The sequence below is a fragment of the Rhizobium sp. Rhizsp82 genome, assembly GCF_047325115.1.
Lineage (GTDB): Bacteria > Pseudomonadota > Alphaproteobacteria > Rhizobiales > Rhizobiaceae > Rhizobium.
On record NZ_CP168570.1, the window covers coordinates 1,107,493 to 1,120,278 of the forward strand.

General features: G+C 56.9%; 15 protein-coding genes. 5 read left to right on the forward strand and 10 right to left on the reverse strand.

Annotation, left to right across the window (positions count from 1 at the left end):
* Positions 1-188: 188 nt before the first annotated feature.
* The 3 genes from ACEN84_RS10090 to ACEN84_RS10100 all read left to right on the forward strand — a co-directional run bounded on the left by ACEN84_RS10090 (position 189) and on the right by ACEN84_RS10100 (position 2,588).
* Positions 189-755: a sigma-70 family RNA polymerase sigma factor gene (locus ACEN84_RS10090; protein ID WP_413710764.1), complete on the forward strand. Its 567-nt coding sequence runs from the start codon at positions 189-191 to the stop codon at positions 753-755.
* Positions 742-1,377 carry an NrsF family protein gene (locus ACEN84_RS10095; protein WP_130279314.1) on the forward strand — a complete coding sequence of 212 codons (636 nt, stop codon included), beginning with the start codon at positions 742-744 and terminating at the stop codon, positions 1,375-1,377. Before ACEN84_RS10090 ends, ACEN84_RS10095 begins: the two co-directional genes overlap by 14 nt.
* A 506-nt stretch (positions 1,378-1,883) precedes the next feature.
* Positions 1,884-2,588 carry a sce7726 family protein gene (locus ACEN84_RS10100; RefSeq protein ID WP_413710765.1) on the forward strand — a complete coding sequence of 235 codons (705 nt, stop codon included), beginning with the start codon at positions 1,884-1,886 and terminating at the stop codon, positions 2,586-2,588.
* A 1-nt stretch (position 2,589) separates the two neighbouring features.
* Here ACEN84_RS10100 and ACEN84_RS10105 read toward each other — a convergent pair whose 3' ends face one another.
* From ACEN84_RS10105 to ACEN84_RS10115, 3 genes are read right to left on the reverse strand one after another with little or no spacing between them, the layout of a single operon-like run.
* Positions 2,590-3,648, reverse strand: coding sequence for a beta family protein (locus tag ACEN84_RS10105; RefSeq protein ID WP_413710766.1), 1,059 nt, complete (start codon positions 3,646-3,648; stop codon positions 2,590-2,592).
* Positions 3,649-3,657: 9 nt separating this feature from the next.
* Complete coding sequence (locus ACEN84_RS10110; RefSeq protein ID WP_413710767.1) at positions 3,658-4,161, reverse strand: ImmA/IrrE family metallo-endopeptidase; 504 nt, start codon at positions 4,159-4,161, stop codon at positions 3,658-3,660.
* Positions 4,162-4,174: 13 nt separating this feature from the next.
* A complete protein-coding gene (locus ACEN84_RS10115) occupies positions 4,175-4,516 on the reverse strand; it encodes a hypothetical protein (protein WP_413710768.1) in 342 nt (113 codons plus the stop codon).
* Between the two features lie 412 nt (positions 4,517-4,928).
* On the opposite strand from ACEN84_RS10115, the gene ACEN84_RS10120 reads away from it, so the two are divergent.
* Positions 4,929-5,090 carry a hypothetical protein gene (locus tag ACEN84_RS10120; RefSeq protein WP_413710769.1) on the forward strand — a complete coding sequence of 54 codons (162 nt, stop codon included), beginning with the start codon at positions 4,929-4,931 and terminating at the stop codon, positions 5,088-5,090.
* A gap of 199 nt (positions 5,091-5,289) precedes the next feature.
* Here the strand turns inward: ACEN84_RS10120 and ACEN84_RS10125 are convergent, their stop codons facing one another.
* From ACEN84_RS10125 to ACEN84_RS10135, 3 genes are all read right to left on the reverse strand, one after another.
* The gene (locus tag ACEN84_RS10125) at positions 5,290-5,736 is read right to left on the reverse strand and encodes a DUF805 domain-containing protein (RefSeq protein ID WP_413710770.1); all 447 of its coding nucleotides are present in this window, start codon (positions 5,734-5,736) and stop codon (positions 5,290-5,292) included.
* An 85-nt stretch (positions 5,737-5,821) separates the two neighbouring features.
* Positions 5,822-6,376, reverse strand: coding sequence for a recombinase family protein (locus ACEN84_RS10130; RefSeq protein WP_413710771.1), 555 nt, complete (start codon positions 6,374-6,376; stop codon positions 5,822-5,824).
* 200 nt (positions 6,377-6,576) lie between these two features.
* A complete protein-coding gene (locus tag ACEN84_RS10135; protein WP_413710772.1) occupies positions 6,577-6,948 on the reverse strand; it encodes a hypothetical protein in 372 nt (123 codons plus the stop codon).
* Positions 6,949-7,165: 217 nt separating this feature from the next.
* Here ACEN84_RS10135 and ACEN84_RS10140 point away from each other — a divergent pair, with 217 nt between their 5' ends.
* Positions 7,166-7,741: a hypothetical protein gene (locus tag ACEN84_RS10140; RefSeq protein ID WP_413710773.1), complete on the forward strand. Its 576-nt coding sequence runs from the start codon at positions 7,166-7,168 to the stop codon at positions 7,739-7,741.
* Between the two features lie 326 nt (positions 7,742-8,067).
* Here the strand turns inward: ACEN84_RS10140 and ACEN84_RS10145 are convergent, their stop codons facing one another.
* From ACEN84_RS10145 to ACEN84_RS10160, 4 genes are all read right to left on the reverse strand, one after another.
* Entirely contained in the window at positions 8,068-8,727 is a 660-nt protein-coding gene (locus ACEN84_RS10145) for a hypothetical protein (protein ID WP_413710774.1), read from the reverse strand.
* 69 nt (positions 8,728-8,796) lie between these two features.
* Positions 8,797-11,022, reverse strand: coding sequence for a hypothetical protein (locus tag ACEN84_RS10150; RefSeq protein ID WP_413710775.1), 2,226 nt, complete (start codon positions 11,020-11,022; stop codon positions 8,797-8,799).
* A 62-nt stretch (positions 11,023-11,084) separates the two neighbouring features.
* Positions 11,085-11,552, reverse strand: coding sequence for a hypothetical protein (locus ACEN84_RS10155; protein WP_413710776.1), 468 nt, complete (start codon positions 11,550-11,552; stop codon positions 11,085-11,087).
* 199 nt (positions 11,553-11,751) lie between these two features.
* Positions 11,752-12,288: a helix-turn-helix transcriptional regulator gene (locus ACEN84_RS10160; protein ID WP_413710777.1), complete on the reverse strand. Its 537-nt coding sequence runs from the start codon at positions 12,286-12,288 to the stop codon at positions 11,752-11,754.
* Positions 12,289-12,786: the final 498 nt, after the last annotated feature.

Consider the following 12,786-nt stretch of genomic DNA (forward strand, 5'->3'; position numbering starts at 1 on the left):
CACTGAGGGCTACGGAGGCATGGCAGCCGTTGTTACACGGCTCCCACGATTTTTTTACGGGACGCGCCCTTGCCGTTTACGCGATGGCAAGCGAAAAGCCTGAAAACAAAGGCGTGTGAGGCCTGTCTGAAATATTTCTGCCCGGGCGGTAACAAAAACGTGTGGCCCTCCGTAGAGGATTATGTCGGGTGAAACATTCGGCGCGTGAAGAGGAATGGGCAGGCTGGATGCGCAGCGCCATGGATGGCGATACGCAGGCCTATCATCGCTTCCTTTCCGCCGTGACACCGCACCTGCGCGCCATGGCGCGCCGCCGCTGCGATCAGTTCGGCGCGCCGGCCAGCGAGGCGGAAGATGTCGTGCAGGAAGTCCTGCTTGCGGTGCATCTGAAGCGCGGTACGTGGGATCCGGCACGCCCGATCGGCCCGTGGCTGTCGACGATCGTGCGCAACAAGCTGATCGACAGCCTACGCCGCCGCGGCCGCCATATCGACGTGCCGATCGACGACGTGATGGCGACGCTTGAGGCGGAAGAGCAGGCGGGCAATCTCGACCGGCTCGATGCCGAACATATGCTGGAGCGGCTGAAAGACCCGCAACGCGATATCGTCCGCTCGATCTCGATCGAGGGGGCGGGCATCCGCGAGACGGCCGAGAGGCTGAAGATGACAGAGGGTGCGGTGCGTGTTTCCCTGCACCGGGCGCTGAAGGCGCTGGCGGCCCTATACCGGAGTGAGACGCGTGAAGACCGATGACCTGATCAGCATGCTTGCCGCCGATGCGCCGGTGCGATCCCGCCTCGGTCCGCTGCTCAGCCGCGCGCTCGTGGCGGGCGTCGTCATCTCGGCGGTTCTGCTGCTCTCCACTATCGGCATCCGCCGCGACATGGGAACGGCAATCGAAACCGCCCGCGTGCTCTTCAAGATCGTCACCACGCTGACGCTCGCAGTCACCGCCTGCGGCCTCGTCTTCCGCATCGGCCGCCCCGGCGTTCCCTTGAAGCTTGCGTCCCTGGCTCTGCTGCTGCCGCTGGCACTGGTGATCGCCGGCGTCGCAACGGAACTGACGGCCATTCCGGAAGACGCCTGGCGCGCAGCGCTGCTTGGCCGCAACGCCGCCTTCTGCGTCTTCTTCATCCCGGTATTGTCACTGGCCCCGCTCGCAGGCTTTCTATGGGCGCTGAAGAATGCCGCACCTGAGAACCCCACCCTCGGCGGTGCCGTCGCAGGTCTCGCCTCGGCCGGCCTTGCCGCAGCGCTCTACGCTTGGCATTGCCCCGACGACAGCCCGCTTTTCCTAGCAACCTGGTACACGACCGCCACCGCCGCCGTAACGGCACTCGGCGCTATCATTGGATCACGATATCTGCGGTGGTGAGGGAGGGAAAACAGCAGACTGAAAAAGCCGTTGGTACCGGCTTAAGCTGCTAATTTTCAATGGGAATGGTGCCCAGAAGAGGACTGACCTCAAGCGCCACTCTTTCATTGATTTAATTCCATTTTTTTCAATTATTTTACATGGTTGTGTGACAGTGGCGTGTAGCACAACGCTGCCGTGGAGTGCAATGCGGTAGCGGTAAAAGTGGCGATCTCGTTGGCGGTCCACGCGAAGCAAATGTGGATATCCGGGCGGCCATGATTTGAGAGTTTCGAAATAACTGTGCAAAGTGACACAGCGACCGGGAAGAGGCTTTGCATCGACTGCGCCAACCGGCAGTCTTCCCTCCTGATGCATACAAGGGCGCACAGGGGCTTCCACACCCGCCCCCTTTCCGGTAGCCCAAAAAGAGTTCCAGCGTCGGTGAAGGCCTTGTGGTGGTGCCGACATTTACTCCGAGTCAACCCCGCGTCATGTAAGGTAGCTGCTGCGTTTGGTGAAGTGAAATGGCAATAGACGAAAACAGACTCAAATCTCAGGTGATCGCGCACCTTAGGCGGGTGCGCGTGCTCGATTCTACGTCGATCCTTGCTTCGGAGTTTGTCCTCGGCCAAACAGGATGCAGGGCCGACCTCGCGATCTGGAATGGGAAGCGTTTCATCGGGATTGAGGTCAAAAGCGCTCGCGATTCGTTATTAAGACTTCCCGCTCAGCTTGCCGCTTACCGTAACGTTTTCGATGACGTGATTGTGGTCTGCGACAGGACGCATTTCGCTAAAGCATCCGTCATGTGCGATGAGAACACGTCCCTCTACGTATGGGATCGAAGATCGATAATCGTTGAGCACCAAGCATCTACGCGGGGCAGGCCTGATCGTCAGACGCTCATAAAGGCTTTGACAGTCAAGCAGCTTCAGTCCTGCTTGGGTTCTCGGAATTCTGACCGGCTGCTCCGCAAAGAGGCTGAACGCGAACTAATGGTGGACGGATCGATAGACGTTAGGTCGATCTTCATCAATGGTTTCAGGTCCACTTACTGGCCAAGCTCAGCAGTCTTCTGGCAAGCTGTGGCTGGTAAGCGAGTAGCGCCAAGTCATCTTGAGCTACTCAGTCGATTCGCTGAGATCCGTGCCGATGCTCGGTATGCTCAACAAGTGCGCGCCGATTTTTGGCGGGATTGGTCTCGACAGGCCGAAGCAGCCTTTGGGTAATTTAGTCGGACCAACCCACGTCAGCGCCGTCGTCCTCAAGTCCGTGGGTTGCCTGAACATGGAGGTGGATGTTAATTCGTGCAGCAGTGCACTTCGCTGCAGAGTCGATGATGTCGCTTTCGCTATCATCACTCGTGCGTTTAATGTACTCCGTACCCCAGATTCCGATATCATCCCATGACGGTGACGCAACGGCGTTAGTCGCTGCCTGGCGAAACCCGTCCAACTTATCGTCTTCGTCATCGACGCGGAAGAAATTCCACCTATTCAAATTGGCAAGATCGATCCGGGGAGCGGGCTGACCACCTCCGCCTCCCAGCGCTTCGGCCCTTGCGCTGCCCCTGTCACAATAGACAATGTTTTCGGCGCTAATTGCTTCATTTACTGCGTTGAAGAACTGCCGTTCGAAGATGTCCTGATAGTCGAGCCCAACGAAGCTGTCTGGAAATGTTGATGCACTGACCGAAACGCTGCAATCGGGGAGGTGTGCCCTGATGGCGGTAATTGCTTGAGTCGCTGCGAGGGCCTTGATCAGGATCTCTTTGTTTTGCTTTTCGAAATCGAGAATGAAGTGAATTTTATCCCCCGGGATTTGCCCAGCGAACCGCGCCGCTATATCACCAGCGTAAGGCAACATCGGCTCGTGCAGCCTTACCGCAACGCCCCGATCTAAAGCAGCAAGGCCAGCAATTTGGGGGTTGAGTTGCGTGAGATCCGCCAGTTGAACCGATGGGATGAAGTTTTCATTCTCAGCGACGAAGGCGAGGTAGTTTGCATACCCATTATCGGAGACTCGCAGCAAATCGAACGCATCGTGCACGGCACGGCGTTTGCCGGAGATAACACCCTCAGGAGCGATGTCGGCAAGGATACTTCGTTCGCCAACTGCCGCATTGATCCTCGCCACGGTACTTGCCAGTTCCTTGGCTGAGAGCCACGGTTGGAGGACGATGTACGGTAGCATCTCGTCCTTCGTCTGTATGGGGAGTTCTTCGAGCGCTTTCATCTCAGCCGGTCGGACGCCCAATATTGGAATGTAACGATATCCCATGAACTCCATAGTGTAACCTTACTTGATGCCTAACCGAATCTTCATTGCTGCTGGAGATACATTAAACTTATCCGAGAGGAATCCAACAATATCTTCAACCTTGAGAGATTTTGCTTTGTCGATCCACTCACTCACCAAGGCTTGCGGCATAAGGAGGTCTGCGGCCAATCGGTTGGCTTGAGCTTCACGGCTGTCTGTCAGGGTTGACCTGTACAGGACATCGTCTTCGATTCCCTCGCCAATCTGGTCTCGATGCAACAGGTAGTGTGCAAGCTCATGAGCGACGGTGAACCGCTGACGGCGGGCCGAATCGTTCTTGTTTACCTTGATGAGGAATGCGCCCGGCTCTTCTGGGTCCGGTCGTATTTCACCAGAGATGCCCTTGGGGAGGGCGGCGGCGACTACGCGGACGCCTCCGATCGACTCCGCGATGCGGGAAAGCTTGATTGGCGGTTGCGCCATTAGCGGAGACAGCTTCTGAAGAATATCGTCTGGGAGGCCGTCCCATTCTCTGCTGGTCATATTAACCTCGTGGTTAGTCTCTGAATGGGGTCTCAGCGTTGGCCGGTTCACCCCCCTGTCTTCTTGAGGCGTCGGTAAGCATCATCGTTTCGATTTGCTGGCGCAGCAGATCCCTGAATGGACTGCTCTCCTTCGCCAACTCACTGCTCACGTGCTTCAAAATGGTTTGATCGATCTCGTCGCGAAACTTTCCGGATTGTAGAAGCTTTTCAAGATGACGGGTTGAAGCCTCTCGGGTCATCTTCTCGAATTGAGAATAGCCCCATATCGCCAAGACGGCGACGAAGACGCCGAGAATCGTGATTATCGTGGAGGTCGCAGTCAGCAGGATAGCGACCAAGTCTGTGTAGCTCATCTGGATACCACTCATGCCATTTGGAGTAACGCCGACCCCCATGAGCGCACACACCATCGCGATGCAGCCCAATAGAAATCCAAGGCCAAAGATTGGAAAGTATGATGGCTCGTCTCGAATCGTATGCCCCCTCTGCATATTCTGTTCGTATTATGTTCCAACCGTCGCTACTTGGCAATCTCGGTGATCGACTTCGAATTTCCGCCGTTGTCATCACTATGAAGGGGGCCACCTGGAGCTGATTCACTCCTACGCATATTGTAGTTAGCGCTGTGGCCTGTAACGGTCATTCTCACTTATGGAAGTGAAGTAATTGAAATCATTGTGGTTTATGTGATTTCCCGTTGTCACTCAGCACCTAACCGGTGTACGTAGTCACGGCGTTGGTAGGCAACGCATAGGAACAATGACCATGAAGATTGCTTTTGGACGGAAATTCGAAATCGAGATTACGCGGCAGATGCTTTACGCACGGCTTGGCAAGCGGGATGTATTCATGACCATCGAAGACCGTGCGCTCGTATTTATGCGCAACGATCGTACGTGGCGCTTTGGGAGCGAACTGACTGCCTGACGCCAGCTTGATTATTGTCTGAGGCCGCAGCATGACCACTGCGGGCTTGCGCTTTTCCAGAGGCTGCCGCTGGGAGGCGTAAGGAGGGCGTTATGTAGTCGGTGACAGGAAAACAAAACAGACGGTCGAAGACATAAGAAGAGATCACTTGTTCGACCGAAGGCAGCGCGCGTGGACGGACCCATGAGGTCTACAGGGTCTATGCCTGTCGGCTATCGCTTGTCTTTGGTTCGGGCATCTCCAATCTGCCACCCTTCAACACTGCGTAACCCGGCGCAAGAGACGCGTCCTCGCCATCAAATCGTGTGGCTTCCCCAACTGACGCCCGAGCACACAAGAGCATGACAATAGGCGTTCCTATATACGGGATGAGGCATAGAGAAACCCACCAACCGCTATAGTTTGCGTCATGCAAGCGTCTGACTGTCGATGTCCAGTTAGCGGGTATGGCTACAACGAGGTAGAGAAAGCCCAGCGTTCCTATCATTAGGTTTGGCCTAACAGGAAAAAGGCCAAAAAGAATGTCGAGGACAGACAGAAATGCAACGACCCCGATATGCCATATGAACGCGGTCCAATAAGCCTTACGGTCCAGCCTCCCGCCGAATTGGAAGCTTCTGGCCCAAACCTCCAGGAAGTCGCTCATTCATCCCTCTAAGCGCTTTCGTCAGCGGCATACTGCTATAGATCATGACAACCTGCAATAAGCGTGGGCAGACGCAAACTGCTCGCTACACGCCGCGCTCAGCCTCAAGCACCCGATAGACCGACGCTCTGCCGATCTTTAGGGCCTTCGCAATTGCCGTCGCGCCAATGCCCTGTCCAGCCAATGCCTTCACCCTCTCGACATCCACGCTGGGCTTGCGCCCTTTGTAGACTCCATCGGCCTTCGCCTTGGCAATCCCTTCAAGCTGGCGCTCCCTACGGAGGTTGGTCTCGAACTCAGCGAACACTCCAAGCATGTCGAGGAAAGCTTTTCCTGCTGCTGTCCCGGTATCGATGGGCTGCTCTGTAGCGCGGAGCGCCACGCCCTTGGCCTTAAGCTGCCTGACGATATCCTGAAGATCTCCCAGCGAGCGTGCGAGGCGGTCGATACGGGTGATCACGAGCGTGTCACCGCTGCGCATGAAGTCCATCAGCGTGGCAAGCTCGTTGCGTCCCTGGACGGTGGTCCCGCTCTTCTTCTCTTCACGGACAAGCTCACAGCCAGCATTGAGCAGCGTGTCGCGCTGGATTTGAAGGTCCTGCTCGTTGGTCGATACACGAGCGTAGCCGTAGATGGTCATATTCAGTTTCCTTGCACATCAGACAAAAGTGTCTCGACAGGGTCTTAGATGTGCAATGGGTATTGTCTCGAAACTTGAAAGTCAACCCTAATGAGACGCTCTTTCTGTCTCGTGGCGCTGACTCGTTGCGGTATACCCAAATAGGACCTACTGACGCCCACCCACTCCCCTCAATGAGTGCATCGGGATTGCCGCTCAGTTTAATTTGGAGAGCCATAGGCGAGATCCATCACCTTCCAAGCGTCGTAGTTTTCGTCCGGAAAGCCGGAGAATGGTGACGCGTCGCGAACGGCCTTAATAAGTGCGCCCGTGAAAGCTTCCAATGTGGCCGGATCAGCGCCTATGGCTTGAAGCCTCTCTGTACCGGTGATCGCGCCGCTTCTATCGAGGTTGAAGCGAACCTTGATCCTCATTCCCACTGGAGCAGCAATTGGCGGAGCCGACCAGTGCATATCTACTGCATCCCTAAGGTCCTGTAAGTTGTGAACCACGGAGCCGCGACTGGGCTCGTCTGCCCAGGCGGGACTCGCGAGCAGCACCCCAACAAAAAGAACTGCGATTGAACGCGCCATTGGCTCAGCTCCTGTTGAACGCGAGGATATTGTCGTGGCGAATGGACAGTCAATGAGCTTGACCGGAGATGGGTCATCGGCACTGAAGAGTGCGTTATCAGTTTGGGTCTTGCGCGGACCCGACCAAGCTGAAACCATTCCGCCCATGAGCTTGCCGCCAAGTATGACCCCGTCTCAATTCCATGCTATTTTTCCGCGATTGCGGGAATGGACAATCATGGCTGCGAGAGCCTATGGCGGATATCTCGGCATGAACGACGCTATATCTGCGGCTGAAGAGAAATGGCGTAAGGCCGCTCATCTTGCCAGCGACTATCGGCAGGAGCTTGCATTGATGGCGGTATTGCGCGCGCATACGATCATGGATCGAGATCGACTGGTATCTTTCCAGAGCGTCTACAGACTACTCGCCTTCACGGATGCCCTTCCAATGGTTCACGAGTCTCTTCGAGATGGCGATCATTCTCGCTCAGTGTCCTTCGGAGCAAAGACTGCGCGCGACAATTTTATTGCCGCATATCAGCAGATAGATTGGAAAGAGTTTGGTCAGATCCAGCGCTTCCGGAATGAGGCGTTGGCTCATGCAACCTGGGAAGAACTGAAACTCAGGGTCACATACGGCGCCTTGGAACGGTTGGTGCGTATCGAATGCGAACTTCTCCACCAATTAAATCTACTATACCGGGACTCGGCTGAACATATCGAACGGCATTTGAACGATGCCCGGCATACATCCGCCGAATTCTGGACTGCTGCTATCAATTCTGAAGCAAGCGGAGATCTCGACTGGTAGAGTTCTAAGATACGCAACTCGTATGATTGATGGAAACGCGGCAAGCGGCGGCTTTGCGCTGTGCGGCTGATGCCCAAGGCCCGAAGCCGTCCATCCAACTTTGCCATGACCATTAAGCAAGTAAGGAGGGCAGCGCGAGCCTTGGGCTAACTGGATGCCCATGCGTGGGGCTGGCCGGATGATAGGCCACGACAGGGCAGCCAGTGTCTGGGGAAGAGGACAAGCCTTCCCGTATTCGGGGGGCATGGGCGGGCATACGGGGGAAACTGCCGCGCGTATGTCAGTCATGCCATCTCGCATTTTTTGTAGAAAATTTTATGTGGTGCCTAACGCCTGGGCGATGGGTAGTCCTTGAGAATGCGGTGAACAGTACCTTCCGAGATTTTCATACGGCACTGAATGTCCACCTTCCGCAGTCCCTCATGCCAAAGCCGCAGGACTTCTGTGGCATCTACACGACGACGATGGCAGCGGTCTTTTCCGATGACACGGGCGACGGTCGCAGTGGAGATGTGCAGCGTCCGCGCTATGTCGGCATCAGAATGTCCTTGACCATGCATCTCGCGGAGTGTCGCGTTTCTCCTCGCCCGCTCGTGACGCGCCTTTGCGATCTCAGCCGCGCGCGCTGCAGAGTCACTTTGTTTCAGCAGCCAAAAGAGATTGGACAGGACCGGAGGCTTTGCCGGATCGATCAACGCTGCGCGCGCGCCGTCGGGCCGATCCCCAAGCCACGCCAAAGCGATTAGGTCGGCGACGCGGTGGCGAGTGTAGGAACCGCCAAGCTTTAGGGATACACACCATTGACCCGCGTAGGCGAACGGCTTGCATATGCGGGCCTTCGTGGCCGACCGCGCGAGCAGACGATACGCTCCGGTGTCGGTCGGCAAGCGAGCGCCAGCATCTACGCGAGCTAAAGAGAGAACTGCGCCGGTCTCCGAGAACATGTAGCCGGGGTAAGCGTCAATGGTCCTGTATTCTTCGGACAATGCGCTTTGCTTCCGAGGGGGACCGCCCAAGGCAGTCTTTGGGTTTGCCATTGGGCGATCCTTTGGTGGTTATTGTGGGAGACCGTTGAGCCTGTACGGGTCCGTGCTATCGTACTCTTGGTAACGCTGAAGGTCCGCGCCCTTCTGCTTCCCCTCAACCAACGCCGTGGCTCGGTCTTCCTTGAGCTTCTGGATGTACATGGTGTGCATCTGAGCAAGGTTGATGGCAGGGGCGTGAAGCTGCTGACCGCTGGTGCTGACCGCTACGAACGCGTCACGATCTCCGACCCGTTGCCAAGATATGGTGCTGGGGTCGATATCCTTATACGCTTTGGTCTTGAGGAGCATCGCGGTAGCCGCTTGGAACATCGAGCCGGTGGACTTCGGGTCATTGACGTGGAGGCCGGTGAGATCGATCATCTGGCCGTTGAAGTTGATCGTGTTTGCTGAAATCGCCTTCACCGCCTGATCTACCAAGTCGTCGTTGCGAACACCGCGAGCATAGAGCTGCTTAAGCTGCTTCTGAACGAGGTACTGCATCTGCGCCTCATTGACGCTTTTGATGTCGCCACCCGCCAACGTGGCCGAGGCGATGTACTTCAGCCAGGAACCGGAACCGTCGCTGTTGGTCTGCTCCATGACCCGCTTGGTGGCGTCGTTCAGTGTTGACCGGTCGAGTGGAACGGTGCTGCTGAAGTTGTCGCGGTCAAGGGTCGCTCGCTTCACGGCTTGCTTGATGTCCATGCCGTAGCTGTCAGAGACGTCGAGGCTGTCCACGAACGCCCGGTCCTTCGGATCGGGAATGATCGCGTCGATGAGACCCGGAGCATTACGCTTGATGCGGAGAAGATCCTGAGCACCGGCGACGTCCACGTCTGTCGGCTCAACGCTATCCCGTGAACGGCGCAAGACGCCGATGGCGCTTTCTTTCTGCTGTTCGGGGATCTCGTTGTTCTTGGCATAGGTCATCAGGATGGACCTCTGCCTGGTCTCCGCAACCTCGCCTTCAGATGCTTTCGGGTTCTTCCTCTGGAAATCCGATACGACAGCGTTAGCGGTGGCCTCGGCGTTCTGCTTGAGGGCCGTGTCGATGATCTTCTTCGCCGGAACCGAGGCGTACTTGCCGTTGGCGAGCGGCACCACACCGTCGTCAGTTACAAGCTGTTTCACGGTCCCGTCAGCAACGGCCTTCGATAGCCGGGGCGCGTTGTTGGTGGTGAACAGTTCCAAGGCATTGTCGCGCTGGTCCTCGGCGAGGGCGTTCTGCTGAGCCTTGAGCGCTGCCGCCTGTGAGTTCTCCAGCGTCTTGACCGTGGTGATGGGAAGGATCTTCGGCTTCTTCGTGGAGATGGCTTTCAGTTCGTCCAGTTGTTCAGCGGTCATCTGACCAGCAGAGGCAGCTTCCATTGCGCTGAGGAGCTTCGGCTGGAGATCGTCCTTGTCCCTCTGGTCGGTGACCAACTGGGCCTTCTGCGCCGCGTTCCGGAAAACCAGACCCATGACGTCGGAGAGCTTACCCTGACCGGCATCAATACCGCCGAGGGCGTTGACCTTATCGACTTCACCGGCATCAGCTGCCTTCAGGATCAGACCCTGCAGCAACTTGCCCTGTGCCTGAGGCGGCATGTTCAGGAAGTCGGTGTTCTCCTTCATCAGCTTCTTGACGGTCTCGACGCCCGCATCGACGCCCTTGGACTTGTAGGCCGCATCGAAGCCAGCATTGAAGGTGGCGTTGACGCTGTCGTCCCGTTTGGCGATGAAGTTCTGCGCCGCAGCGCTCGTCTTGTGCTGCGTAAGCTGAGACTGAAGGTTGGCAGTCCCTTCCACGAAGCCGCGCATTGCCGAGGCGTTGGGGCCGAACTGTTTGCGATACTTCTCGGTCTGCTCAGCGATCAGAGCGTTGACGTCGATGGTGGAGGGGTCTTGACCGGCAACCGCCTTGTTGATGGCATCAGTCGCCTCAATAGCTGCCGTCTGGCCGATCCTATAGCCAGCCGCTTGCTTGGCCTTGGGCGATAGCTCGGAGACATCGATGTTCGCCTGTTCAGCCGAGGTTTTGCCCATCATCGACATCTCGACACGGGCCTGTTCGTCACGGACGCGGTCGGGATCGTTCTTCTGCTGGATGAAGGCTTGGCCAAGGTTGGCTACGGATGGCTGTAGGGTGCCGAGCGAGGATAGGAAATCCCCGACGCTGGACCGAGTGTCTACCTGTTCGGTGCGGACCATAGGGCGGGGCGATGTGCTGGCGCGGGGCTGGAGAGCTACGCCTTGAAGTCTCGGTAGATCAGCCATTGGTTTTGTCCTGAAGGTTGGGGGTGATGATGGTCATGGGATGTCCTTGCTGGAGGTCGGCGTTAGTTCTGGAGGGAGGCGTAAAGGGCGCGCGCTGCGGCGCAGACTTCGAAACCTTTGTTGCGGAGCGCGGATGCTGCTGCGAGGCGATAGGCCTGATCGCTTTCAGACCCTGACACCAATTCCTCGCCCGCCTCAGACCAGCTGCGTTTCAGGTCCCCAAGCTGGGCGATGAGACAATCGAACTCGGCCTTGAGGGCGACGGCGTTCGGCTGGCTGAAGGCGATGGCAAGTCCTGCAAGTTCCGCGGTGTTTGCCGTGATCACCTCATTGACGGTAGCGATCTCGTTTTCAAAGAAGCCAATGCGATCAGCGGCAACTGCGAAGATTTTGGGCATTGGGATGTCCTTGCCGGAAGTCGGCGCTTGGGGGTGGCGATGGTGGGTAAGGTAGCGATTGTCGGACGCTATTGCGTATTGGGAGACCCGATAAGGTGGCGCGGTCTCGACGGTTGCTACAGCGCTGCTCACAGGGCTCGCTATAGCGTGTGCTGTGAGTGTCAGGTGGAGAAGGCAACAAACATTAGGGTCTCAGCGCGCGAGCGCTTTTCAGAGCAATGCACACAGAGCGATGTTAGGATTATTCGGGTGTTCACTGTCTGCTTAAGATTGACACGAGTGAGCCGCCTAACTGTCCGACAGAATAGCAAAGGGGTAGCGTTAAGTCCTATTATAAGGAAGTGTAACGCACGCAATTTCCGTATTTGTCGTTGTTTAACAATGGCATATCGTTCGGAAATGGTCTCTCGACACCCCACGTATTGTCACCGTCGTTTCTTACGTCAATCGGAGGCAGTTTGTCGGAATGATACGAGACCATTCTACGCGACATACTCAGGCGTCGCGCTATCTCCGCCTTCCGCACACCATCGGCCAGCAGCGCAGCTATCTGATGCCGGAGATTTCGGGACTTAATTTCCTGATCCGTAAGGCGGTCGTCGGGGTGGCAGAAGGGCTTGACGGCCATCGCCGCACGACTCTTGTCCATGCGGCTCAATCGTGAAGTGTGCGCCTCCCGGTCGGCCATGTATTCGGCGCAGGGCCCTGCAAGGTAACGCTGAACGCTGCGTGGCGAGGTCCCGATGGTCTCGGCGATGCGAGCGACGGGATAGCCATAGGCGGCCAATGCAAGGGCGCACTGATGGTTGAACGTGCGCGTTTCCTGTCGAGCGCGGGTCGCAGCCTCGACTTTCCTTTTGATGCTCATGGAGTTTCCCTGCCGCAAGTCGGCGCATGGTGATTGGAAGTGAAGGGCAACGAACGCTCACGGCAGCCGGGGTGGAGGACCTACGCAATGGCGTCGTGCATGGGCGGGAAGGTGGTCCTGGGCGGGCTGGCCATCACGTGATCGCAAGCGCCCAGAGTGCGCTGAGCCTCAGCTGGCTTCCTGGATATGTCCTATAGTGCAAGGTTAATGCTGAACGGCGTTAGTGCATCAACACGGGCATCACAGCGGAGAGACGACGAAGGTAGTGAGCGATGACGGCTTAACAACCTCTCGGCGTTCTACTACGGAACATTGGGACGGCGGCGTTCGGCTTGCCTCAGGTGTGCGAAGGACATAGGCACTGCTCCCCGCTACGCTATGGCGTGTGGCGGGTAGCATCAAGAGTGCAAGGTTTATTCAGGCAGTACTCTCATGCAGGGCCGCCAACTACCTTGACGCCACGTGGAGGCTACGGGAGCCAATGGCCATTCCCAGTCA

Coding starts and splice junctions, on each gene's coding strand:
- ACEN84_RS10100 (WP_413710765.1), top strand. CDS start 1,884: ATGGCAATAGACGAAAACAGACTCAAATCTCAGGTGATCGCGCACCTT.
- ACEN84_RS10105 (WP_413710766.1), bottom strand. CDS start 3,648: ATGGAGTTCATGGGATATCGTTACATTCCAATATTGGGCGTCCGACCG.
- ACEN84_RS10110 (WP_413710767.1), bottom strand. CDS start 4,161: ATGACCAGCAGAGAATGGGACGGCCTCCCAGACGATATTCTTCAGAAG.
- ACEN84_RS10115 (WP_413710768.1), bottom strand. CDS start 4,516: ATGAGCTACACAGACTTGGTCGCTATCCTGCTGACTGCGACCTCCACG.
- ACEN84_RS10120 (WP_413710769.1), top strand. CDS start 4,929: ATGAAGATTGCTTTTGGACGGAAATTCGAAATCGAGATTACGCGGCAG.
- ACEN84_RS10125 (WP_413710770.1), bottom strand. CDS start 5,736: ATGAGCGACTTCCTGGAGGTTTGGGCCAGAAGCTTCCAATTCGGCGGG.
- ACEN84_RS10130 (WP_413710771.1), bottom strand. CDS start 6,376: ATGACCATCTACGGCTACGCTCGTGTATCGACCAACGAGCAGGACCTT.
- ACEN84_RS10135 (WP_413710772.1), bottom strand. CDS start 6,948: ATGGCGCGTTCAATCGCAGTTCTTTTTGTTGGGGTGCTGCTCGCGAGT.
- ACEN84_RS10140 (WP_413710773.1), top strand. CDS start 7,166: ATGGCTGCGAGAGCCTATGGCGGATATCTCGGCATGAACGACGCTATA.
- ACEN84_RS10150 (WP_413710775.1), bottom strand. CDS start 11,022: ATGGCTGATCTACCGAGACTTCAAGGCGTAGCTCTCCAGCCCCGCGCC.
- ACEN84_RS10160 (WP_413710777.1), bottom strand. CDS start 12,288: ATGAGCATCAAAAGGAAAGTCGAGGCTGCGACCCGCGCTCGACAGGAA.